This window comes from Kitasatospora sp. NPDC057965 (genome assembly GCF_042887135.1).
Taxonomy (GTDB): domain Bacteria; phylum Actinomycetota; class Actinomycetes; order Streptomycetales; family Streptomycetaceae; genus Kitasatospora.
This window is the reverse complement of record NZ_JBHVPZ010000008.1, coordinates 245,225-267,909: the sequence shown is the minus strand read 5'-3', so window position 1 is coordinate 267,909 and position 22,685 is coordinate 245,225. Positions and strand designations below refer to the sequence as shown.

The window sequence follows — 22,685 nt, the reverse complement described above, 5'->3', positions numbered from 1 at the left end:
CTCGGAACATGATCCGCACCGCCCTCCCCTCCGACGTCCCCGTCATCCACGCCATGATCCGCGAGCTCGCGGAGTACGAGAAGGCCGCCCACGAGGCGGTCGCCACCGAGGAGCAGCTGCACGGCGCGCTGTTCGGCACCGACCCCGCGCTGTTCGGCCTGATCGCCGAGGACGACACCACCGGCGAGCCGGTCGGCTTCGCGCTCTGGTTCCTCAACTACTCGACCTGGCGCGGCACCCACGGGGTCTACCTGGAGGACCTGTACGTCCGCCCGACCTCCCGCGGCGGCGGCCACGGCAAGGCGCTGCTGCTGGAGCTGGCCCGGATCGCCGTCGAGCGCGGCTACTCCCGGATGGAGTGGTCGGTGCTGGACTGGAACACCCCCTCGATCAACTTCTACAAGTCGCTCGGCGCCGTGCCGATGGACGGCTGGACCGTCTACCGCCTGACCGGGGACGCGCTCACCGCCGCCGGCACCCGCTGAGACCGGCGCGCGGACGGCGCGCGCCGGAGGCGTACGGGGACGGCGTCCGAACCACTGCCACCCTGTGTCGCGATGCCTTACCATGAGTGACTCCCGCACCGGGGCAGGAACGCGGTAACGTCTCGGGCGGACGGCGGCGTCCGGCCGCCCCCTGAGGGGTATGACCGGAACGTACCGCACCACCCCTCTGGACAGTTGGGGCGAAGCAGTTGAGCCAAGCAACAGACAGTGCCGCGGCCACCGGCCCGGAAGCACAGCGCGTCACCCAGGAGGTGAGGGTGTCCCAGATCGACGGCGAGCCCGGAGTCCAGGACTTCGTGGAGGTCCGGCTGCCCGCGGCCGGGGCCTACCTCTCGGTCCTGCGGACGGCCACGGCCGGCCTCGCGGCCCGGCTGGACTTCACGCTGGACGAGATCGAGGACCTGCGCATCGCGGTCGACGAGGCCTGCGCCATCCTCCTCCAGCAGGCCGTCCCCGGCTCGGTCCTCTCCTGCGAGTTCCGACTGGTCGGCGACTCCCTGAAGGTGATCGTCTCGGCACCCACCACCGACGGCCGGGCGCCCGAGCGGGACACCTTCGCCTGGACGGTGCTCTCCGCGCTCGCCGGCGAGGTCGAATCGGCGGTCGCCGAGGACAGGACCGTGTCGATCAGCCTGCACAAGAAGCGCGGCGGCACCACCGCCCACTAGGTCCGCCGCGGCAGCGCGGCAGCAGCACCGAACAAGGGCCGTCCGCCCGGCACCACCGGGCCGGACGGACGGCTCCCGGTACCGCCCCCACCCGGCGGTACGACCAACGAGACGAACCGGGGCCGGCGGTCCCGGTGCTCCCGGAACGGAACGGGGGAATGGCCGTGAGTGATCTGGACCGTACCGGCCTCGCGACGGCGGGCCCTGCCGTACCGACCCAGGCGAGCGTTCCCGGCCTCGCCGCCAACGACGAAGCGCACCCGAAGGACGCCCACCGGATGAGCCAGCCGACCGAGCCGACGCCGCAGCCGTCGCCCGATCAGTCGCCCCCGCCCGTGCCGCCGGCCGCGGACCTCCCGGACACCGGCCGCCCGGACGACGGACCGGACGGCGACGGCCTGGACACCGAGCCGGCCGAAGGGGGCGCCGACGACGCCACCGAGAACACCGGGAGCACCGCCGAGGCGGCGCGGACCCTGCGCGCGGCGGTGCCCGCCCAGGGCCCGCAGCGCACCGGCGCGCCGGACCGCGAGGCGGCCCGGGCCCTGTTCGTCCGGCTCTCCGCACTGCCCGAGGGCTCCCCGGAGCGCGTCGAGCTGCGCAACCAGCTGGTGCGGATGCACATCCCGCTGGTCGAGCACCTGGCCCGGCGGTTCCGCAACCGGGGCGAGCCGCTGGACGACCTGACCCAGGTCGCCACCATCGGGCTGATCAAGTCGGTGGACCGGTTCGACCACGAGCGCGGGGTCGAGTTCTCCACCTACGCGACACCGACCATCGTCGGGGAGATCAAGCGGCACTTCCGGGACAAGGGCTGGGCGGTCCGGGTGCCGCGCCGGCTCCAGGAGCTGCGACTGTCGCTGACCACGGCGACCAGCGAACTCTCCCAGCGGCACGGCCGCTCCCCCACGGTGCACGAGCTGGCCGAGCACCTGGGGATCTCCGAGGAGGACGTCCTGGAGGGCCTGGAGTCCGCCAACGCGTACTCCACGCTGTCGCTGGACGTGCCGGACAGCGACGACGAGTCGCCGGCCGTCGCGGACACCCTGGGCGCCACCGACGAGGCGCTGGAGGGCGTCGAGTACCGCGAGTCGCTCAAGCCGCTGCTCGCCCAACTTCCGCCCCGCGAGCAGAAGATCCTGGTGCTGCGGTTCTTCCGGAACATGACGCAGTCGCAGATCGCCGCCGAGGTGGGCATCTCGCAGATGCACGTCTCCCGGCTGCTCGCCCGGACCCTGGCGCAGCTGCGGGAGAAGCTCCTGGTCGAGGAGTAGGGCGCCCCGGCGGGCGCAGACGACTGACGGCCGCCCAGTGGCGGCCGTCGGGTCGTACGGATGCGGTGGCAGGCGGCGGTCCGCCGCGCTCAGGCCTCGTGCGGAGCGTAGAGGGCCGCCGTCGCCTTCGGGCTGAGCAGCGCGCCGATGCCGACCAGGCCGAGCAGGCCGATGCCCACGCCGACCGGGACCATCGCCCCGCCGCTCTGCCACATGTAGTAGGCCACCGGCAGGCAGATCGAGTTGGTCAGCACCGCGGGGCTGCGGCCCCAGCGGCGGGTCCTGAGCAGCGCCCGGGCGGCCAGCAGCGGCGCCACGCCGAGCAGCACGATCACCAGCCCGCCGAACTCGTTCAGGGCGAGCTGCTTGGACTGGCCGGACAGCGCGGCGACCATGTCCCAGACGCCGACGACGGCCAGCGCGGCGCCCTCCACGGCGGTGATGGCGGCGCCCAGGGTGAGGGCGGCCGGCCGGTCGGCGCCGGACGCGGGTACGGGTGCGGAGGATTCTGCGGTCACTCCAGCAGGGTAGCCGCCGGTTGGTCCGTACCGCCCCGTAGGCTGGGCCCATGCGCGCTCTCCTGGTCGTCAATCCGAAAGCGACCACCACCAGCGGTCGCACCAGGGACGTCCTGATCCACGCCCTGCGCAGCGACCTCAAGCTGGAGGTGGCGCAGACCGAGTACCGCGGCCACGCGCGCGACCTGGCCCGGGAGGCGGCGGAGGACGGCACGGTCGACCTGGTGGTGGCGCTGGGCGGGGACGGCACCGTCAACGAGGTGGTCAACGGGCTGCTCTCGCACGGCCCGGGCGACAAGGTCCCGCGGCTGGCCGTGGTCCCCGGCGGCTCGACCAATGTGTTCGCCCGCGCGCTGGGCCTGCCGAACGACCCGGTGGAGGCGACCGGCGCGCTGCTGGACGCGCTGGAGCACCGGCGCGAGCGCGGGATCGGGCTCGGCAAGGCGATGACCGAGGGGCTGCCGGACCGCTGGTTCACCTTCACCGCCGGCCTGGGCTTCGACGCCGGAGTGGTCGGCCGGGTCGAGGAGCAGCGCCGGGCGGGGCGCAAGTCCACGCACGCGCTCTACGTCACCCAGGCGCTGCGCCACTTCGTCACCCAGCGTGAACAGCGCAGGTCGGGCCCGGTCTCGCTGACCATGGCGGGCCGTGAGCCGGTGCCCGGGCTGGTGCTGGCGATAGTCAGCAACACCTCGCCGTGGACGTTCCTGGGCAACCGCCCCGTATACCCCTCCCCGCGGGCCTCCTTCGACTCGGATCTCGACGTCTTCGGCATCACCCGGATGACCGCGTTCGGCACTGCTCGAACGGTCCGTCAGATCCTGCGGTCGCACGGCCCTTCGAGCGACGGCGGCGCCCAGTCCGGCCCTTCCGGCAAGCACGTCGTCTCCTATCACGACGTCCGCCACTTCACCTTGGTTTCGGAGGAACCCGTCCCGTTCCAGGTCGACGGGGACCACCTTGGATCCAGGAGTCGCGTCAGTTTCACAGGCGTACGGCGGGCACTGCGTGTGATTGTGTGACTAGAAGGGCCCTTCCTCCTTCTTCTCGAACGCACAAGCCCCCTTCACTCCATAGAAGTACCGGCTGTGAGCTAGGCGACACCGAAGAATCCAAAATTCCTCCCTGAAGGGGGTTGTATCCGGGCCCGAGGTTTGCGAACCTCTACATGGCGATCGGGACACATCGCAGCGACGGCAACCCTCGAAACCTGGGGGGCCGACCGCGGGGTGTCCCTCGAATCGCGCGAATCCCCCCAGCACAGACCTCCCGGGCCCGATGGGCCTTTGGTCTCTTTTGCTGTTGCGGGATTCGTGAAAGCGTTCACATTCACAAGGACCATCGATGTGCCGACCGGGCAACCCCCGCCGGCAGGAGGAGTTGGACGACCATGGACTGGCGCCACCGCGCTGTCTGCCGCGAAGAGGACCCGGAGCTGTTCTTCCCGATCGGGAACACCGGTCCTGCTCTGCTGCAGATCGAGGAAGCCAAGGCCGTGTGCCGCCGCTGTCCGGTCATGGAGCAGTGCCTCCAGTGGGCCCTCGAGACCGGCCAGGACGCCGGCGTCTGGGGCGGCATGAGCGAGGACGAGCGCCGCGCCATGAAGCGCCGTGCCGCCCGCAACCGCGCCCGCACCGCCTGATCACACGCCGTAGTACCAGCAGTAACCACAGCACCGATCAACACATGATCACAGGCTTCGCCTGCACCTCCTGGTGAAGCCTTCCGTACAAAGGGCCTTGCTCGACGAGGTCCCGCGACACCGGCCCGCCCAGCCACTTGATACTGTTCACTTAGAGCAATATTGTGGAGCTGTGGCGCTCACCGTGTGCAACGCACCGGTTGGTGTCGCACCACCCAGAGCCCCCGTTCCGGCCGACTCCCCCCGACGGCCGGAACGGGTTGAGAGGCCCTGTCGACCCACCCCCCCCCGGTCGACAGGGCCTCGTTTCTGTTTCCCGGCCGGGTTCTCCACCCGTGCGGCGGAGGTGCAGGAGCACGCGACCGGCGCCCACGCCGGACGCGCGCCCCCTGCGCACCTCAGCGCGCTTCAGCACACCTCAGCGCACCGGGATCTCCAGGACCACCTTGGTGCCGCCGTTCGGGCCGGCCACCATGTCGAAGGTTCCGCCGAGTTCCCCGGTGGCCAGGGTCCGCACGATCTGCAGCCCGAGGTTGCCCGCCTGCTGCGGGTCGAAGCCCTCCGGCATGCCCTTGCCGTCGTCCTGCACCGTGATCAGCAGGTACTCCTCCGGCCGGGCCCCGCCGGTCCAGCTGTCCGACCAGCCCATGCCGGTGGCCGGCGCCCGTCCGCGCAGCGCGCTCACCTCCAGGTTGCCGGAGGCGGTCGGGCCGAAGGCGTGCTCCAGCGCGTTCTGCAGCAGCTCGGTCAGCACCATCGCCAGCGGGGTGGCCACCTCGGCCGACAGGATCCCGAAGCTGCCGCTGCGCCGGGTCGCCACCCGGCCGTCCTGGGACAGCTCCATCACCATGGCCAGCACCCGGTCGGCGATCTCGTCGAAGGCCACCTGCTCGTCCAGCGCCTGGGAGAGCGTCTCGTGCACGATCGCGATCGAGCCGACCCGGCGCACCGCCTCGTCCAGGGCGGCACGGCCGGATTCCGACTCCATCCGGCGGGACTGCAGGCGCAGCAGCGCGGCGACGGTCTGCAGGTTGTTCTTCACCCGGTGGTGGATCTCCCGGATGGTGGCGTCCTTGGTCATCAGCTCGCGGTCGCGCCGGCGCAGCTCGGTGACGTCGCGGCAGAGCACCAGGGAACCGGTCAGGGTGCCCTTGGGCTTGAGCGGGATGGCCCGCAGGGTGACCACGCCGCCCTGGGCCTCGATCTCGGTCTGCCGGGGGGCCCAGCCGCTGGCCAGCTTCACCAGCGCCTCGTGCACGGCGGCCCGGGAGGGCGGGGCGAGGTCGGCGGTGGTCCGGCCGAGGTGGCTGCCGACCAGGTCGGTGGTGAGGCCGAGCCGGTGGTAGGCGGAGAGCGCGTTGGGGCTGGCGTAGGTGACGGTGCCGTCGGCGTCCAGGCGGATGAGGCCGTCGCCGACCCGCGGCGCGGCGTCCATGTCGGCCTGCTCGACGCCGGGGTAGGGGAAGGTGCCGGCGGCGATCATCTGGGCGAGGTCGGAGGCGCTCTGCAGGTAGGTGAGTTCCAGCCGGCTGGGGGTGCGCACGGTCAGCAGGTTGGTGTTGCGGGCGATCACGCCGAGCACCTTGCCCTCGCGCCGCACCGGGATGGACTCGACCCGGACCGGCACCTCCTCGCGCCACTCCGGGTCGCCCTCGCGCACGATCCGCCCCTCGTCGTAGGCGGCGTCCAGCAGCGGGCGGCGGCCGCGCGGGACGAGGTGGCCGACCATGTCGTCCTGGTAGGAGGTGGGGCCGGTGTTGGGGCGCATCTGGGCCACCGAGACGTACCGGATGCCGTCCCAGGTGGGGATCCAGAGCACGAGGTCGGCGAAGGACAGGTCGGAGAGCAGCTGCCACTCCGAGACCAGCATGTGCAGCCACTCCACATCGGCACCGGTCAGGGTGGTGTGGCGGCGGACGAGTTCGTTCAGCGAGGGCACAGGGCGAGCGTAGCCCCAGGGGGGCGCGGCCGGGCCCCGCGCACCCCGTCGACCTGCGCCGCCGGGCCCTCCCCCAGGTTGTCCAGACCAATTTTCGGAGAGGCCTGGACAAGCCAGATTGGTCTAGTCCACAATGAAAGGGCACCAAGGAGAGGCACCCGCGCAACTGCCCTGACCGCGCGAGGCCCCTCCTCGGTCGGACGCCGCCGAACGAGGACCCCGCACAGTTCTCGATCGTCACCGGCGACCGACGACAGCTCCGGGCTGCGGTGCCGCATGGGTTGAGGGTCCCGTGTCGGCGCCGTGGCCCGTAGTGTTTTCCGGACTTTCTTCCCGCGCCCCGCCGAGGGGCCGGAAAGGCCCGAGCCCCCGTCCACAGGCTGTGGACGGGGGCTCGGGCCTTTCGGCGGACCCGCGTCAGTGGGTCTCGGTGACCTTGGCGAGCGCGCGCGGGGCGTCCGGGTCCTGGCCGCGGGCGATGGTGACCTCGTAGGCCAGCAGCTGCAGCGGCAGGATCTCCAGGATCGGCTGCACCTCCTCGGGCACACCGGCCGGCAGCGCGAAGCCCGCCGAGGCGGCCTCGACCTGCGACTGCTGGCCGACCACGACCAGGTCGGCGCCACGGCCGCGCAGGCGGTCCAGCACCGGCTGCAGGGCCTCGCCGCCCTTGCCGTCCGGGACGATCGCGATGACCGGGGAGACGTTGTCGACCATGGCCAGCGGGCCGTGCAGCAGGTCGGCGCCGGAGAACGGGGAGGCCGGGATGTAGGTGGTCTCCATCAGCTTCAGCGCCGCCTCGCGGGCGGTCGGGTAGCCGTAGCCGCGCGAGGTGATGACCAGGCGCTGGGCGAAGCGGTAGCGCTCGGCCAGGGCCTTGACCTCGTCCTGGCGGGCCAGGATGCCGGCGGCCAGCCCGGGCAGGACCTTGGCGGCCGCGCCGTCGCCACCGCGCAGGCCCTCGACGAGCAGGTACAGCGCGAGCAGCTCGGCGGTGTAGGTCTTGGTGGCGGGCAGCGCCTTCTCCGGCCCGGCCAGCACGTCGATGTGGAACTCGGAGACCTCGGCCAGCGGCGAGCCGGCGTTGTTGGTGACCGCCAGGGTGATGGCACCGGCCTCGCGGGCCGCCTTGGTGGAGGCGACGAGGTCCGGCGAGCCGCCCGACTGGCTGACGGTGATCACCAGCACGTCGGTCAGGTCCGGCTTGGCCCCGTAGGCGGTGGTGGTGGACATCGAGGTCAGGCCGGCCGGCTTGCCCAGCAGGATCTCGATCAGGTACTTGGCGTACAGCGCGGCGTTGTCCGAGGTACCGCGCGCGGTCAGGAGGACGAACCGCGGCTTGCGGGCGGCGATCCGGGACGCGATCTCGAAGATCTTGGGGGCGCCCTCGTCAAGGATGCGCTGCAGGACGGCCGGCTGCTCGGCCATCTCCGCCGCCATGATCCGGCCAGGGACGGTCTGCGTGTCGGACATCGTGGGTGTGCCTCCGATGAGATGGTTCCACCCCGACCGGACGGGAATGCCCGGCGGGGACCTCTACGGCGGCGAGTCCGCACACTCGCTGCGATGAATGCTGCCGCAATCCTACGGGGGCCGCCCGCCCGGAGCACATCCGAGGAGGCGGTCACGGCAGGTCCCGGCGGCCCGGCGTGCTCGGAGCCCCTCCCGGCGGTGCGGGGAGGGGCTCCGGCGTCCGGGGCGGCGGCGGCTCAGCCCGCCTTGTTGATGAGCTGGTCGATGGCGGCGTCCGCCTCCTTGGTGGCCTGGTCCACCGGCTTGCCCTTGAGGATGGCGGTCAGCATGTCGGGCAGGACCTTCTGCTTCTCCACCAGGCCCCAGCCGGGGGCCAGCGGGGTGAACCAGGCGTCCGGCACCGCGTTGGCCGCGGCGGCGGTGCTCGGCTTGTTCTTCAGCGGGTTCAGCTGGGTGAGGTTGTTGGGCAGGATGTCCTTGTCGGCCAGCGCCTGCTCGGACTTGGCGCTGGTGAACATCCGGACCCAGTCGGTGGCCAGGGCCGCCGTGGGCGACTTGGCGGTGACGGCGAGGGCCGAGCCGCCGATGAAGGTCGGCAGCGGCTTGCCGCCCGGGCCGGGCATGGTGGCGACCTTGACCGCGTCCTTGAGGCTCGGGTCACCGGTGACCGGCGCGACGACGCTGGACGCCTCGTAGCCGTTGCCGTAGAAGGACGCCGCGTGGCCGCGGGCCATCGCCTCGTACTGGTTCTGCTCGTTCAGCGACTGGTCGCCCTTGTTGTACTTGCGCACCAGGTCGACGAAGTGGTTGATGCCCTGCTGGGACTTGGGGTCGCTCAGGGTGCCGTGCCAGCTGCCGCCGCTGTCGAAGCGGGCGATGGCGCCGCCGTACGCGGACACGTAGCTCATCGCCGCGTACCAGTACTGGCCGGGCAGGTAGAGCGAGGAGAAGGTCCGGTCGGCCTTGTTCTTGTCCGCGATCTTGTCGAGCGCCGCACGCAGCTCGTCCTCGGTCTTCGGGAAGTCGGCACTGCCGGTGGCCTGCTGGAAGGCCGCCGAGTTGTAGATGGCGACCCGGGCGCCCGCGTAGTAGGGCACGCACCAGAGCTTGTCCTGGTAGGTGCAGGTGTTGGCGAGCGCCTTGATCCAGGTGTCGGAGTTGTCGAAGGTGGTGCGCTCCACCGGCGCCAGCGCGCCGGAGAGCACGTACTTCATGGTCTCGGTGTTGCCGAGCTCGACCACGTCCGGGGCGGCGCCGTCGGCGATCGCCTTGTCGAGCTTGGCCACCTTGTCGGCCCAGCCCTGGTAGGCGAGCTTGAGGGTCACGTTCGGGTACTTGGCGGCGAAGTCGTCGTTGACCCGCTGGACGAGGTCGGGCCAGTTCTTCTGGGCGTCGTCCATCAGCCAGACCGTGACGGTGCCGGTCGCGGCCTGCGGGTCCGCCGAGGCGGTCTTGTCGCCGCCCGACGCCGAGCCGCCCGAGGAACACGCCGTCAGTCCGGCGGCCAGCGCCATGATGCCGACCGTCGCCATGAACCGACGCTTTCTCACGCCATCCTCCGAGGGTGTTTTAGAGCTGGTGCCCGCCGGCGGCGCGCCGGCGCCCGACGGGACGGTGTCCGGGGAGGGCGGCGAAGAGCTTAGGGGTGGGCCAATACCACATCCGGCGAAATTGAAATTCGAACCGGATGGACTGGACTCTGGCCTAGACCACAGTTGGTGTCAACGCCAAATGGCCTGGCGGCCACGGCCGTTGCAGACCTGTTGTACCGCGTGGCGATCAGTCGCACGACGGTCACCCTAGGTAGAACTTAAGGCTGCCTTAAGGATGATTTGAGGGAACATCGTCAGACTGCGAAGTCGCAGGTCACCGGGCGTCGAACGAGCGGAAAACAGAACGGGCCCGCCATGCGACATGCGCATGGCGGGCCCGTTGCCGCAGGTGCCCCGGCACCCGGCGGCACGATCCGACGCGGACTCAGCCGATCGCCCCCGACTGGCCGGTGAGCACCTCGACGGCGGCCAGCCCGCAGACCCGGGCCGCGCCGTGGGTGGCGATGTACAGCGCGCCGACCGGCTCGGACTGCGGCAGGCCCATCTCGACCACCGCGGCGTCCGGACGGGCCGCCAGCAGCCGGTTCAGCCCGGCCGACATCCACTCGTGGCGGTGGGCGTCGCGGACCGCCAGCACCAGGCGGCGGTCGGCGGCCCCGGCCAGCACCTCGGACACCACGGCGTCCAGCACCGCGGCCTCGGCGATCTCCGGGCCGATGGCGCGGGTGCGGGTGCCCGGGAAGCGGTCGGCCAGCATGCCGGCCACGCCCCACGGGGTGACGTCGCCGACGGCGATGTTCGGCTCGGCGGAGAACGAGGCCACGAACGGGCGCTCGGTCACCGGCAGGACCTCCTGACCCGGCGCGCGGACCACCCGCAGCGCCCGGCGGGCCGCCCGCAGGCCGACCGCGAGGTCCGCCTCCGGCCGCTCGCCCTGGGCCGCGATCCGGGCCCAGCTGCCCAGCGAGCGCACCCGGGCGGCCGCGTCGGCGAGCCGCTCCTCGGGGAGCCGGCCGGACTGCACGCCCGCCACGATGGCGTCGCGCAGCATCAGCACGGTGTCCTCGTCGGCCAGGCCGCCGCCCACGCAGATCGCGTCCGCGCCGGCCGCCAGGGCCAGCACGGTGCCCTCGCCCATGCCGAAGGTGTCGGCGATGGCGCCCATCTCGATCGCGTCGCTGACGATCAGGCCCTGGTAGCCGAGGCCGCCCTGCTCGGGGGCCGCGCGCAGCAGGTCGCGCAGCACGGCGGGGCTGAGCGTGGCGGGCAGCTTGGGGTCGAGCGCCGGAACCATGATGTGGGCCGTCATCACGGCCTTGGTCCCGGCGGCGATCGCGGCCCGGAAGGGCACCAGGTCGCGCGAGCTCAGCACGTCCAGGTCGACGTCGATCACCGGCAGGCCGATGTGCGAGTCGACGGCGGTGTCGCCGTGGCCCGGGAAGTGCTTGGAGCAGGCCGCGACGCCGGCCGACTGCAGGCCCTCCACCCAGGCGGCGGTGTGCCGGGCGCACAGCTCCGGGTCGGCGCCGAAGGAGCGCACGCCGATGACCGGGTTGCGCGGGTTGGAGTTGACGTCGGCGGTCGGCGCCCAGTTGTAGTTGACGCCGGCGGCGGCCAGCGCGCGGCCCAGCTCACGGGCGACGTCGCGGGTCAGCGCGGGGTCGTCGATGGCGCCGAGGGCGAGGTTGCCCGGCCAGGACGAGCCGGAGCCCGCTTCCAGCCGGGTGACGTCACCGGACTCCTCGTCGATGGCGATCAGCAGGTCGGGGTTCTCGGCCCGCAGCGCGGAGGTGAGCGCGGCCAGCTGGCCGAGGTCGGCCACGTTGCGGTCGAACAGGGCGACCGAGCCGAGGCCGGCCGCCAGGTGGCGGCGCAGCCACTCCGGCGGCTCGGTGCCGACGAAGCCGGGCTGCAGGACGGTCAGCGCGTCGCGATGGAGCTGGTCGGAGGCCGGGAGGGTGGGGACGAGGATGCTCACGGGGGATCAGCCCTTCACGGCGCCGTCGGTGAGGCCACCGACCGCCTTGCGCTGCAGGAAGACGAACAGGACCAGCACCGGGATGGCGAACATCGTGGACGCCGCCATGGTGGCACCCCAGTCGTTGCCGAAGGCCGTCTTGAAGGAGGACAGCCACAGCGGGAGGGTCTGGCCCTGCTCCTTGTTGAGGATCAGGACGAGCGGGAACTCGTTCCACGCGGTGATGAAGCCGAACAGCGAGGTCGACATCAGACCGGGGGCCAGCAGCGGGAAGATCACCTTCACGAAGGCCTGGGTGCGGGTGCAGCCGTCCACCATGGCCGACTCCTCCAGCTCCTTGGGCACCGCGGCGATGAAGCTGCGCAGCGTCCAGATCGTGAAGGGCAGCACCATCATCATGTAGAAGAGGGTCAGCGGCACCAGGCTGTTCAGCAGCTCGTTGTCGCGCGAGATCATGTAGACCGCGATGGTCATGACCTCCCACGGCGCCATCTGCGCGGCCATCACGACCAGGACGAAGGCCTTGCGGCCGCGGAAGCGCATCCGGGCGATGGCGAAGGAGGCGAGCGTCGCGATCACCAGCGAGGCCAGCACGGCGCCGACGGTGACGGTGAAGCTGTTGCCGACGTACGTCCAGAAGTTCTTGGCGTTGACCGCGGTGACGTAGTGGTCGAGCGTCCCGTTGAACGGGATGAAGACCGGCGTCTTGCTGATGATGTCGCCGTCCTTCTTGAAGGACGTCGCGACCATCCAGTAGACGGGGAAGATGAAGAAGACGAAGAGGACGACCGCGATGACGTTCGGCCAGCTGCGTCCGATGAGCGAGCGCCTCACAGCTCGTCCTCCTGCTTGAGCATGATGCGGAAGTAGTACGCCATCAGGGCGACCAGCATCAGGATGGTGAGCACGGCGATCGCGGAGCCGACGCCGTAGTGCTGGCCCGAGGAGCCCTCCAGGAAGGCGTGCACGGGCAGGTTCCGGGTCAGGTTCTCGGGCCCGCCGGCGTTGATCGCGTAGACCTGGGTGAAGGCCTTGAACACCCAGATGACCTCGAGGAAGGTGGTGGCCAGGAAGAAGGGCTTCAGGCTGGGGAAGACCACCGAGCCGAAGATCTTGAAGGCGCCGGCGCCGTCCATCCGGGCGGCCTCGTACAGCTCCTTCGGGATCGTGGTCAGGCCCGCGTACATGTTGAACGCGACGAACGGGATCGACTGCCAGACGATCAGCAGGATGATCACGAAGTAGGTCGAGTACTGGTCGCTCATCCAGTTGTAGTTGGCCATCGAGTGCCAACCGAACTTGTCGAGGAACCAGTTGACGACGCCCCACTGCTGGTCGAACAGCCAGGTGTAGACGGTGGTCGCGGCGACCACCGGCATGGCCCAGGCCATCAGCAGCCCGACCGAGAGCACCAGGCGCATCCACTTGCCGAGGCGGTTGAGCAGCAGGCCGACCAGGGTGCCGCCGGCCATGATCAGCACGACGTTCACCAGGGTGAAGGCGACCGTGCGCCCGGTGACCGCCCAGAAGTCCGGGTCGGTCAGCTGCTCCTTGTAGTTGTCGAAGCCGTTCCACTCGGTCAGGTGCATCACGAGCTGGCGCCTGTTGAGGTTCTGGAACGACAGCAGGACCGTCTTCAGGAGCGGCCAGCCCAGCAGGGCCAGCGTCGCCACGGTGGCCGGCAGCAGCAGCAGGTAGGGGGCGGCCTTGGCGCCGAAGCTCCGGCCGTCCGCCGATCTGGCACTCTTCTTCGGGGTGCCGTTGGCGCCGCCACCAACGGCGCTCGTCTCGATACTGGCCACAGCAGCCTTCCCTGAATCCGGAGACTGTGTGTGCACCCGCTCGGAATGCACAGCCATCGTTCTCACTTCCTCATAACCCGACCACGACGGACAGGCGCCGCCCACCGGCCCCCCGCCGGGAGCCGGTGAGCGACGCCGCTCGATTGCTTACTGCTTCTGGTTGAGCCGCTTCGCGATCTCGTCGTCGTACTTCTTCGCGGTGGCCGCGTAGTCGCCGCCCTGCAGGGCCGCGGTCAGGAACTCCTTGATCGGGTTCGGCTTGTCCTCGACGCTGGCCCAGTTCGGGGTGTTCGGGGTGATGGCACCCTGCTTCGAGGCCGGCACGGCGGCCTTCGCGAAGTCACCGGCGACCTGGCTGCTCAGCGACTCCTTGTTCGGGATGTTGCCGGCGGCCGCGACCAGACCCTCGTTCTTGTCGTTGAGGGCGACCTTCAGGAAGTCCTTGGCCATGTCGGTGTTCTTGCTGTTCTGGGCGATGGCCAGGTTCGAGCCACCGAGGAACACACCGGACGCCTTGTCAGCGGTCTTGCCCGGGAGCGGGAAGAAGCCGATCTTGCTGGCCGACAGCTCCTCCTCCTTCGGCAGCTCCCAGCCGAGGCCGATCATGGTGCCGACGTTGCCCTTGGCGAAGACGTCCTTCTGCTGCGGGGTGGCCTCGTCCTTGTCCTTCGGGGCCTTCGAGTAGCTCTGCAGCTTCTGGTAGGTCTCGAAGGCCTTCTTCGCCTCGGGCGAGGACAGGCCGCCGACCCACTTGTCGCCTTCCTTCTTCGCGATCTTGCCACCCTCGCTGGTGAGCAGACCGAAGTAGACGTACCACTCCTGGCCCGGCATGTAGATCGCGTCGTCGACGCCGGCGGTGGTCTTGAGCTTGTCCAGGTCGCCGTAGAACTCCTCGAGGGTCTTCGGCGCGTCCTTCAGGCCGGCCGCGGCCCAGAGGTCCTTGTTGTAGGCGACCACGCGGTTGGAGACCCACCACGGGGCGGCGTACTGCTTGCCGTCGAGGACGGCGGCCTCGTTCTGGTTGGCGGCCCAGTCGCTGCCCCCCAGGTACGCCTTGTCCTTGGTGATGTCGAGCAGGCCGCCCGAGGCCGCGTAGCCCGCGGTCTGGGTGTTACCGACCTCGACCACGTCGACCGAGCCCTCGGAGAGCGCGGCGGTGATCTTCTGGCCGATGCCGTCCCACACCTGCTCCTGGAAGTCGATCTTCGACCCGGGGTAGGTCGACTCGAACTCGGCCTTGACGGAGTCGGTCCAGCCCTTGGGGGCCGAGCCGGTCATGAGCCAGACCTTGAGCGTCTTGCCGTTGTAGTCCTTCTTGCCCGAGGAGGCCGCGGTCGAGCTGCCCGAGTCGCCGCCCTCCTTCTTGGCGTCCGAGCCACAGGCCGCGAGACCAACAACCATGGCCGCGACGCCGACCGCCGCGATGAGCTGACGCTTCACGCCATCCTCCTGAGGGATGCCTGGTTACCCCCGTCGGGTGGCAGCGGCATACCCACGCGAAGTGGGAGGAATGGTGCCGCGGACTCCAGCGAACGGGTGGGGGGATTCATAGTGACCGGCCTAGTGGTGTAGACCAGATGCCTGGAGCTTGGCCTAGACCAATGGGCCTGTCAACGGCTGTTCGGCCGATCCGGACCACCCGTTATCAAGCCGACACCGCACATCGTTCATCGCGTGATGAGGTATTCGTTCCGTAGCCATACATGCAACGATGTGAGCCGTTAATGATGTGGTGGGGCTTCGCGAGAGCTCTGCGAGAAGCGGGAGACAGGTCCGATGAGCAGCGACGGGGGCAGCACGGCCCAGGTCAACGACCCCCTGGTGAAGAATCCCGCTCCTCAGAGCGGCGTGGACCCGACCGCCCGGGTACCGAAGTACTACGGCCTCAAGCGCCACCTGCTGCAGCTCACCGAGACCCAGCCCGCCGGCACCCCGGTTCCTCCCGAACGGGCGCTGGCCGCGCAGTTCGACACCTCCCGCACCACCGTCCGGCAGGCCCTGCAGGAGCTGGTCGTCGAGGGCCGGCTGGAGCGCATCCAGGGCAAGGGCACCTTCGTCGCCAAGCCCAAGGTGGCCCAGGCCCTCCAGCTCACCTCCTACACCGAGGACATGCGCGCCCAGGGCCTGGAGCCCACCTCCCGGCTGATCGAGATCGGCTACATCTCCGCCGACGACCGGCTGGCCCCGCTGCTGGACATCAAGCCCGGCGGCCGGGTGCTGCGGATCGAGCGCCTGCGGCTGGCCAACGGCGACCCGATGGCCATCGAGGTGGCCCACCTGTCCGCCAAGCGCTTCCCCGCCCTGCGCCGCAACCTGGCCAAGCACAACTCGCTCTACACCGCCCTGCGCGAGGTCTACGGGGTGACCGTGGCCGAGGCCGAGGAGACCATCGAGACCACCCTCGCCGACCCCCGCGAGGCCGGTCTGCTCGGCTCCGACCTCGGCCTGCCGATGCTCCAGCTCTCCCGGCACTCCTTCGACCCGGACGGCGACCCGGTCGAGTGGGTGCGCTCCATCTACCGCGGCGACCGGTACAAGTTCATCACCCGCCTCAAGCGGCCGGAGTAGTCCGGCCCGGCGCCCGCGCACGTCCGGGCCCCGGCGCGCACCCCCTGCGCGCCGGGGCCCGTCGCGTTTCCCCGGCGCGCGGGAAGCCCGGATGGCGGGAAGTTGTCGTGAATCCGGTGACACGGATCACGTGATGCTCTAGATTCCGCATCCGTACTGACTGCCGATCACCAGTGGTGCTGCTCGGCGGACCAACGGGGGCGTGCGGCTTCCCGGGGGTTGCGGCGCCGGCGAGGTGAACCCTCCGAAGCGGAGCCGAACCATGTCGTCAGACCTCACCGACCGATCTGTCATGCCCGAGCCAGAGGAGCCGGACGAGCCCGGGGGCCCCGGCCTCCCGGCGGTCACCCCCGAGCGGGTGCTGGCCGGCCTCGCCCTGCTGGTGCCGGTCGTCGCACTGCTCTGGGTGGGCTCGTACGACAAGCCCGACCCCGAAGTGGGCGGCGTCCCCTTCTTCTACTGGTACCAGCTGCTCTGGGTGCCGGTCTCGGCCGTCTTCACGGTCGCCGCCTACCTGCTGGTCAACCGGGACGAGAAGGCCCGCCGGGCCGCCCGGGCGGCCCGGAAGGCGGGTGGCGCCCGATGAACGGGGTCAACGTGCCCGCGCTGGCGGTGTTCGTCCTCTTCTTCCTGCTGGTCACCGTGATGGGCTTCCTCGCCTCCCGGTGGCGGCGCGCCGACAACGCGCTCCACCTCGACGAGTGGGGCCTCGGCGGGCGCAGCTTCGGGACCTGGATCACCTGGTTCCTGCTCGGCGGCGACCTCTACACCGCGTACACCTTCGTCGCCGTGCCCGCCGCCGTCTACGCGACCGGCGCCGCGGGCTTCTTCGCCGTTCCCTACACGATCATCGCCTACCCGCTGGTCTTCCTCTTCCTCCCCCGGCTCTGGTCGGTCTCCCGGGTGCACGGCTACGTCACCCCCGCGGACTTCGTGCGCGGGCGCTACGGCTCCCGGCCGCTGTCCCTGATGGTCGCGCTGACCGGCATCCTCGCCACCATGCCGTACATCGCGCTCCAGCTGGTCGGCATCCAGGCGGTGCTGGACGTGCTGGGCGTCGGCGGCGGCGAGAACGCCAACTGGTTCGTCAAGGACCTGCCGCTGTTCATCGCCTTCGGCGTGCTCGCCGCGTACACCTACTCCTCGGGGCTGCGGGCGCCGGCGCTGATCGCCTTCGTCAAGGACGCCCTGGTCTACGTGGTGATCATCGTCGCGGTGATCTACATCCCGATCCGGCTCGGCGGCTACGGCCACATCTTCGACGCGGTCGGCGAGAAGTTCGCCGCCCCCAGGTCGGCCGGCTCGCTCACCGTGCCGGAGAACAAGCAGTGGACGTACGCGACGCTGGCGCTCGGCTCGGCGATGGCGCTGTTCATGTACCCGCACTCGGTGACCGGTGTGCTGGCCAGCAGGTCCCGCAACACGGTGCGGCGGAACATGGCGATCATGCCCGCGTACTCGCTGATGCTGGGGCTGCTGGCGCTGCTCGGCTACATGGCCGTCGCGGCCGGGGTCGGCAAGGGCGACAAGGACTTCAACACCCAGCTCTCGGTGCCGCAGCTGTTCGAGGACATGTTTCCCGACTGGTTCACCGGCGTCGCCTTCGCGGCGATCGGCATCGGCGCGCTCGTCCCGGCGGCGATCATGTCCATCGCGGCGGCGAACCTGTTCACCCGCAACGTCTACAAGGAGTACCTGAAGCCCTCCGCCACCCCGGCCGACGAGACCCGGATCGCCAAGCTGGTCTCGCTGCTGGTGAAGGTCGGCGCACTGGTCTTCGTGCTCGGCATGGACAAGCAGGCGGCGATCAACCTCCAGCTGCTCGGCGGCCTGTGGATCCTGCAGACCTTCGTCTCGATCGTCGGCGGCCTGTTCACCCGCTGGTTCCACCACTGGGCGCTGCTCGCCGGCTGGGCGGCCGGCATGGTCTACGGCACCTGGAAGGCGTACGGGATCGCCACCCCCAAGACCAGGCACTTCGGCGGGAACGCCGCCGAGATCCCCGGCATCGGCGAGATCGGCTACATCGGGCTCACCGCCTTCGTGCTCAACCTGCTGGTCTCGGTGGCGCTCACCCTGGTGCTGCGCGCCGCCAAGGCGCCGGACGGGCCGGACGAGACCCGGCCGGGCGACTACAGCGCCGAGGGCGGCGAGGAGGAGCCCCTGGACGCGCCGGAGCCCGTGGCAGCGCACTGATACGCCCCGCGCGCCCTGTGGTCGCGCCGTCTCCTCGGTCAACACTGGAGGGGGCGGCGCGATCATATGTATGAACAGCCGGATGCATGGGGCACCACACTCAGGGCACCAACCAGACCGGACCGGCAACCGGCCGGCAACTGATCGACCCACGGGGAGCGGCGGCAATGGCAGAACTCGGTACCACCCTCAACGGCCAGCACCACACCGACGGACGGCACCGGCCCGTCCCGCACCGGACCGCGGGCGCCGCCGCGGCCACCGCGGTCACCGGGCCGCCGCCCGTCCCCTCCGTCCTGATCGCCACCCGCCACGGGGAGTCCACCGCCAACGTCGAGTTCCAGCTCGCCGAGGCGGCCGGCGCGCTCAGCGTGCCGATCAGCAGCCGGGACGCGGACATCCCGCTCTCCCTGCACGGCCAGCAGCAGGCCCACGCGCTCGGCCGCTGGTGGGCCGCCCTGCCCAGCGCCGACCGGCCGCGCAGCGTCTGGTGCTCGCCCTACGTGCGCACCGCCGAGACCGCCCGGATCGCCCTCGCCCAGGCCGCCGGCCTCGGCGCCGTCCCGGTCTCGCTCGCCGTGCGCTACGACGAACGGCTGCGCGACCGCGAGCTCGGCGTCCTGGAGATGCTGCCCAAGGCCGCCATCGAGCACGACCACCCCGAGGAGGCGGCCCGGCGCCGGAAGATGGGCGAGCTGTACTACCGCCCGCCCGGCGGCGAGTCCTGGGCCGACGTGGCGCTGCGGGTGCGCAGCGTGCTGCGCGACATCTGCGCGGAGGAGGCCGGGCGGCCGGTGCTGCTGGTCGCGCACGACTGCACGGTGCTCATGCTCCGGTACGTGCTGGACCGGCTCGCCGAGGAGCAGCTGACCGCGCTGGAGCCGGTGCGCAACTGTTCCGCGAGCGTCTGGCGGGCCGAGGGCGGCCGGCTGCGCCCGGACCGCTGGAACCAGACCGGGCACCTGGAGGACGCGGGCTGAGCCCCCTTCCCCCGTCCTAGACCCGGACGGCGACCTCGGCCGCGGGCTCGGCGAAGCAGCGGCGGTAGGCCAGCGGGGTGGTGCCCAGCCGGCGGCCGAAGTGGTGGCGCAGGGTGGCCGCGTTGCCGAAGCCGCAGCGGGCGGCGATGGCGTCCACCGGCTCGGTGGTCGACTCCAGCAGCCGCTGGGCGAGCAGCAGCCGCTGCCCGATCAGCCAGCGGTGCGGGGTGGTGCCGGTCTCCTGGTGGAAGCGCCGGGCGAAGGTGCGCGGCGACATGTGGACCCGGGCGGCCAGCTGCTCGACGGTCGACTCCTCGTCCAGGTGGTGGCGCATCCAGTCGAGCAGCGGGGCGAGCGAGTCGCCGCCGCCCTCCGGCAGCGGCCGGTGCACGAACTGGGCCTGGCCGCCCTCCCGGTGCGGCGCCACCACCATCCGGCGGGCGATCGCCCGGGCCACCTCGGCGCCCTGCACCTTGCGCACCAGGTGCAGGCAGGCGTCGATGCCGGCCGCGGTACCGGCGGAGGTGATCACCGGGTCGTCGTCCACGTAGAGGACGTCCGGCTCGACGGTGGTCCCCGGATGGCGGGCGGCCAACTCGGCGGTGTACCGCCAGTGCGTGGTGGCCCGGCGGCCGTCCAGCAGGCCGGCGGCGCCGAGCACGAAGGCGCCGCTGCAGATGGACAGCACCCTGGCGCCGCGCTCGACGGTCGCCCGCAGCGCGTCCAGCAGCGGGGCCGGGTACTCGCCGCTCATCGAGGAGGCGGTGACCACCACCAGGTCGGCGGCGGCGAGCCGTTCGGGCCCGTGCGGGACGTCGACGGCGAAGCCGGCGTGGGTGCGGTGCGGGCCCGGGCGGGCGCCGGCGAGCGCGAAGTCGTAGGCGGGCAGCCCGTCGTCGCTCCGGTCCAGCCCGAACACCTCGCAGGCGACCCCGAGTTCGAAGGGGTGGACGTCCTCCATGACGACGGCCACGACGTTCTTCAGCATGCTGCCAGGGTAACCCGCCCGCTGGCAGTTTTTCGATGCAATCGGGCGTTCCTGCCACTCGCCGCCCCCCGCCGCCTCCAGGAGGGTGGAGCCATGGATTCCGACACGCTCGCCAGCGCACTCGCCCTGCTCGGGGCCGTCGGCGGGTTCGGCCTGCTCGGCGCCCTGATCGGACGCGAGGTGGCCCGGCAGAGGGCCACCGGACGCGACAACTGGCACCGTCCGGGCGGCTACCCCGACGACCCCGCCCTGCCCGACCGGCTCTACGGCACCCTGCCCGCCGCCTCCCTCCGCCCGGCCGCCGACCCCGCCACCGCCGTTGCCGCCGTTGCCGCCGCGGCCGTCTCCGCCACCGTTCCCGCCCCCGAAGCGGAGGCCCGCACCCCGCTCAGCACCGTGCCCCGGGATTCCGGCACACTGGCCCGATGGACATCGTCATCCGCCCGGCCCGCACCGAGGAGTTCGAGGAAGCCGGCCGCATAACCGCGCAGGCCTTCGTCGACGACGGCTTCACCTCGCCCGAGGGCGAGTACGTGCACCGGCTGCGCGACGCGGCCGCCCGGGCCGCCGAGGCCGAACTCCTCGTCGCGGTGGACGCGGCCGACGGGACCGTCCTCGGCACCGTCACCTTCGCGGTCGGCGGCACCACCTGGGCGGACATCGCCACCCCCGAGGAGGGCGAGATCCGGATGCTCGCCACCGCCCCGGCCGCCCGCGGGCGGGGCGCCGGCGAGGCCCTGGTGCGTGCCGCGCTCACCCGCAGCCGCGAGCTCGGCCTGGCCGGCATGGCGTTCTCCACCCAGCCGGGGATGACCACGGCGCACCGGATCTACGAGCGGGTCGGCTTCCGCCGCGCCCCGGAGCGCGACTGGTCGCCGATCCCGGGCGTCGACCTGATGGTCTACAGCATGGTCTTCTGACCGGTCACCCGGTCTTGCGCTCCAGCAGCACCACCCGCAGGTGCGGCAGGTTCTCGGTGCGGACCTGGCGGAACCCGTTCAGCTCCTTGGCCACCTTGTCCGAGACGGCGCCGAACGGCCGCCGGTCGGCGCCGGACACCAGCAGCCAGATCCGCCGGGTGCCGGCCAGGCAGCGGGCCGGCTCCTCGCACTCCAGCGCGCCGAAGCTGCCGGCCTCCTCCGCGGACACCCGCAGCAGGACGTCCGCGGGCGCCGGGCGGCCCCGCAGCTCGTAGGCCATCGACCGGCGCAGCGAGCTGCCCGGCTCGTACACCACGCCGTCGCCCGGCCGCAGCTGTCCGCCGATCAGCCGGGCGGCGGCCCTGGCGTCCGCCTCGCCGGGCAGGTCGTGCCGCACGGTGGCCTGGGCGGGCCAGGCGAGCGCGGCGGCCAGCGCGACGGCGGCCACCAGCGGGGCCGGACCGGCCACCCAGCGCGGCGGCGTGCCGGAGGCGGCGAACCGGGCGACCAGGCCGGGCAGCCGCCCGACCGCCTCGGCGCCCAGCAGGGCCCAGGCGGGCACCGTGAAGAGCAGGTAGCGGGCCAGGAACAGGTGCAGCCAGTGCGTGGTCCCCAGGGTCAGCAGCACCGGCAGCAGCGCCCAGCAGATCAGCGGACCGGCCGCCCGCTGGCGCAGCACCAACAGGCTCGCCGCGCCCAGCACACCCACCACCAGCAGGGCCCAGCCGAGCGCGGTGGACCCGGCCAGGTCCGTGACCAGCGCGCCGAGGTCGGACCAGCCCCGCTCGTTCCAGGCGATCTGCCCGCTCTGCCCGGCACCGAGCAGCAGCAGCGGGCTCAGCAGCAGCACCGCCCCCGCCGAGGCCAGCGCCCAGCGGCCGAGCAGCACCCAGCGGGCGCCGTCCTCGTCCGGCGCGGCCGGTGCGCGGCGGAACTCCCGGGCCACCAGCAGCAGGTGGGCGGGCAGCACTGTCAGCGTCACCAGGTGGGTCAGCCCCATCGCGACCACGGTGAGCCCGTAGCCCGCCCAACCGAGCAGGACGGTGCTCTGCGCGGCCGGCACCGGCCCCGGACGGGCCTGGACCAGCCGGGTGAGCACCAGGGTGCTGCCGACGGCCGCCAGCACCGCGAAGGCGTACGGCCGGGCGTCCTGGCCGTACCAGGTGATCGCGGGGCAGAGCGCGAACACCAGGCCGCCGAGCAGTCCGGCCCGCGGGGAGAGCAGGCGCCGGCCGAGCAGTGCCAGGCAGCCGGCGGCGGCGGTCATGGCGAGCGCCGAGGGCAGCCGCAGCGCGGCCTCGGAGTCGCCCGCCACCGCGGTCCACAGGTGCAGCAGCACGTAGTAGGGCGCCAGCACCAGGTCCATGTTCCCGAGCAGCGTGCCGAGGTCGGACCAGGACAGGCCGGCCGCCCACCAGGAGGCGTGCTCGTCGCGCCAGAGCTGGCGGTCCCCGCTGCCGTAGAGGCAGAGCACCAGCGCGAGCAGCGCCGGCGGCAGCGCGACGCCGAGCGCGGCCCGCCACTGCGGGGCCGGCTCGTCGGCGTCCGGCACGGCCGACGGCGGCACGGCGGCGCCCGGCGGCGGCACCGTCGGGGCGGGCGGGAACGGGGGCTTCGGCGGGTGGCTCGGCGCCGGCGGCTGGTTCGCCGCCGCGGCCGTCGCCCTGATCGGGGTGGTCATCG

General features: G+C 71.7%; 21 protein-coding genes. 11 read left to right on the top strand and 10 right to left on the bottom strand.

Features of this window, described 5'->3' with window-relative positions:
• Positions 1 to 8: 8 nt before the first annotated feature.
• From ACFVVU_RS13400 to ACFVVU_RS13390, 3 genes are all read left to right on the top strand, one after another.
• The gene (locus ACFVVU_RS13400) at positions 9 to 485 is read left to right on the top strand and encodes a GNAT family N-acetyltransferase (protein ID WP_380686296.1); all 477 of its coding nucleotides are present in this window, start codon (positions 9 to 11) and stop codon (positions 483 to 485) included.
• A 278-nt stretch (positions 486 to 763) separates the two neighbouring features.
• Positions 764 to 1,174: an anti-sigma regulatory factor gene (locus ACFVVU_RS13395; RefSeq protein WP_380686298.1), complete on the top strand. Its 411-nt coding sequence runs from the start codon at positions 764 to 766 to the stop codon at positions 1,172 to 1,174.
• 164 nt (positions 1,175 to 1,338) lie between these two features.
• Positions 1,339 to 2,448, top strand: a complete 1,110-nt coding sequence (locus ACFVVU_RS13390; protein ID WP_387789806.1) for an RNA polymerase sigma factor SigF — start codon at positions 1,339 to 1,341, stop codon at positions 2,446 to 2,448.
• Between the two features lie 89 nt (positions 2,449 to 2,537).
• Here ACFVVU_RS13390 and ACFVVU_RS13385 read toward each other — a convergent pair whose 3' ends face one another.
• The gene (locus tag ACFVVU_RS13385; protein ID WP_380686301.1) at positions 2,538 to 2,966 is read right to left on the bottom strand and encodes a hypothetical protein; all 429 of its coding nucleotides are present in this window, start codon (positions 2,964 to 2,966) and stop codon (positions 2,538 to 2,540) included.
• Between the two features lie 50 nt (positions 2,967 to 3,016).
• On the opposite strand from ACFVVU_RS13385, the gene ACFVVU_RS13380 reads away from it, so the two are divergent.
• Both ACFVVU_RS13380 and ACFVVU_RS13375 read left to right on the top strand, forming a co-directional pair.
• Positions 3,017 to 3,988, top strand: coding sequence for a diacylglycerol/lipid kinase family protein (locus ACFVVU_RS13380; protein WP_380686303.1), 972 nt, complete (start codon positions 3,017 to 3,019; stop codon positions 3,986 to 3,988).
• Positions 3,989 to 4,356: 368 nt separating this feature from the next.
• A complete protein-coding gene (locus ACFVVU_RS13375) occupies positions 4,357 to 4,608 on the top strand; it encodes a WhiB family transcriptional regulator (RefSeq protein ID WP_014138019.1) in 252 nt (83 codons plus the stop codon).
• A gap of 418 nt (positions 4,609 to 5,026) precedes the next feature.
• Here ACFVVU_RS13375 and ACFVVU_RS13370 read toward each other — a convergent pair whose 3' ends face one another.
• From ACFVVU_RS13370 to ACFVVU_RS13340, 7 genes are all read right to left on the bottom strand, one after another.
• Positions 5,027 to 6,547, bottom strand: coding sequence for a sensor histidine kinase (locus ACFVVU_RS13370; RefSeq protein WP_380690116.1), 1,521 nt, complete (start codon positions 6,545 to 6,547; stop codon positions 5,027 to 5,029).
• A 417-nt stretch (positions 6,548 to 6,964) separates the two neighbouring features.
• Positions 6,965 to 8,017: an SIS domain-containing protein gene (locus ACFVVU_RS13365; RefSeq protein ID WP_380689727.1), complete on the bottom strand. Its 1,053-nt coding sequence runs from the start codon at positions 8,015 to 8,017 to the stop codon at positions 6,965 to 6,967.
• Between the two features lie 236 nt (positions 8,018 to 8,253).
• On the bottom strand, positions 8,254 to 9,549 hold the full coding sequence (locus tag ACFVVU_RS13360; protein ID WP_380689729.1) for an extracellular solute-binding protein: 1,296 nt from the start codon (positions 9,547 to 9,549) through the stop codon (positions 8,254 to 8,256).
• 445 nt (positions 9,550 to 9,994) lie between these two features.
• Positions 9,995 to 11,548: a glycoside hydrolase family 3 protein gene (locus ACFVVU_RS13355; protein WP_380687944.1), complete on the bottom strand. Its 1,554-nt coding sequence runs from the start codon at positions 11,546 to 11,548 to the stop codon at positions 9,995 to 9,997.
• A 6-nt stretch (positions 11,549 to 11,554) separates the two neighbouring features.
• Positions 11,555 to 12,382, bottom strand: coding sequence for a carbohydrate ABC transporter permease (locus tag ACFVVU_RS13350; RefSeq protein WP_380687946.1), 828 nt, complete (start codon positions 12,380 to 12,382; stop codon positions 11,555 to 11,557).
• Complete coding sequence (locus ACFVVU_RS13345; protein ID WP_380687948.1) at positions 12,379 to 13,407, bottom strand: carbohydrate ABC transporter permease; 1,029 nt, start codon at positions 13,405 to 13,407, stop codon at positions 12,379 to 12,381. Before ACFVVU_RS13345 ends, ACFVVU_RS13350 begins: the two co-directional genes overlap by 4 nt.
• A gap of 90 nt (positions 13,408 to 13,497) precedes the next feature.
• A complete protein-coding gene (locus ACFVVU_RS13340; protein ID WP_380687950.1) occupies positions 13,498 to 14,790 on the bottom strand; it encodes an extracellular solute-binding protein in 1,293 nt (430 codons plus the stop codon).
• Between the two features lie 336 nt (positions 14,791 to 15,126).
• On the opposite strand from ACFVVU_RS13340, the gene ACFVVU_RS13335 reads away from it, so the two are divergent.
• From ACFVVU_RS13335 to ACFVVU_RS13320, 4 genes are all read left to right on the top strand, one after another.
• Positions 15,127 to 15,918, top strand: a complete 792-nt coding sequence (locus tag ACFVVU_RS13335; protein ID WP_380687952.1) for a GntR family transcriptional regulator — start codon at positions 15,127 to 15,129, stop codon at positions 15,916 to 15,918.
• A 292-nt stretch (positions 15,919 to 16,210) separates the two neighbouring features.
• Positions 16,211 to 16,504, top strand: a complete 294-nt coding sequence (locus ACFVVU_RS13330; RefSeq protein ID WP_380681835.1) for a DUF3311 domain-containing protein — start codon at positions 16,211 to 16,213, stop codon at positions 16,502 to 16,504.
• Complete coding sequence (gene mctP / locus ACFVVU_RS13325; protein ID WP_380681836.1) at positions 16,501 to 18,114, top strand: monocarboxylate uptake permease MctP; 1,614 nt, start codon at positions 16,501 to 16,503, stop codon at positions 18,112 to 18,114. The genes ACFVVU_RS13330 and mctP overlap by 4 nt, the downstream gene beginning before the upstream one ends.
• Before the next feature lie 167 nt (positions 18,115 to 18,281).
• The gene (locus tag ACFVVU_RS13320; protein ID WP_387789802.1) at positions 18,282 to 19,094 is read left to right on the top strand and encodes a histidine phosphatase family protein; all 813 of its coding nucleotides are present in this window, start codon (positions 18,282 to 18,284) and stop codon (positions 19,092 to 19,094) included.
• Between the two features lie 16 nt (positions 19,095 to 19,110).
• On the opposite strand, the gene ACFVVU_RS13315 is transcribed toward ACFVVU_RS13320, so the two are convergent.
• The gene (locus tag ACFVVU_RS13315) at positions 19,111 to 20,082 is read right to left on the bottom strand and encodes a helix-turn-helix domain-containing protein (protein ID WP_380681838.1); all 972 of its coding nucleotides are present in this window, start codon (positions 20,080 to 20,082) and stop codon (positions 19,111 to 19,113) included.
• Between the two features lie 93 nt (positions 20,083 to 20,175).
• Here ACFVVU_RS13315 and ACFVVU_RS13310 point away from each other — a divergent pair, with 93 nt between their 5' ends.
• Both ACFVVU_RS13310 and ACFVVU_RS13305 read left to right on the top strand, forming a co-directional pair.
• Positions 20,176 to 20,565: a hypothetical protein gene (locus ACFVVU_RS13310; RefSeq protein WP_387789801.1), complete on the top strand. Its 390-nt coding sequence runs from the start codon at positions 20,176 to 20,178 to the stop codon at positions 20,563 to 20,565.
• Positions 20,508 to 21,002 (top strand): GNAT family N-acetyltransferase, encoded by a 495-nt coding sequence (locus tag ACFVVU_RS13305; protein WP_380681840.1) that lies wholly within the window; start codon positions 20,508 to 20,510, stop codon positions 21,000 to 21,002. Before ACFVVU_RS13310 ends, ACFVVU_RS13305 begins: the two co-directional genes overlap by 58 nt.
• A 4-nt stretch (positions 21,003 to 21,006) precedes the next feature.
• Here the strand turns inward: ACFVVU_RS13305 and ACFVVU_RS13300 are convergent, their stop codons facing one another.
• Complete coding sequence (locus ACFVVU_RS13300) at positions 21,007 to 22,683, bottom strand: glycosyltransferase family 39 protein (protein ID WP_387789800.1); 1,677 nt, start codon at positions 22,681 to 22,683, stop codon at positions 21,007 to 21,009.
• Positions 22,684 to 22,685: the final 2 nt, after the last annotated feature.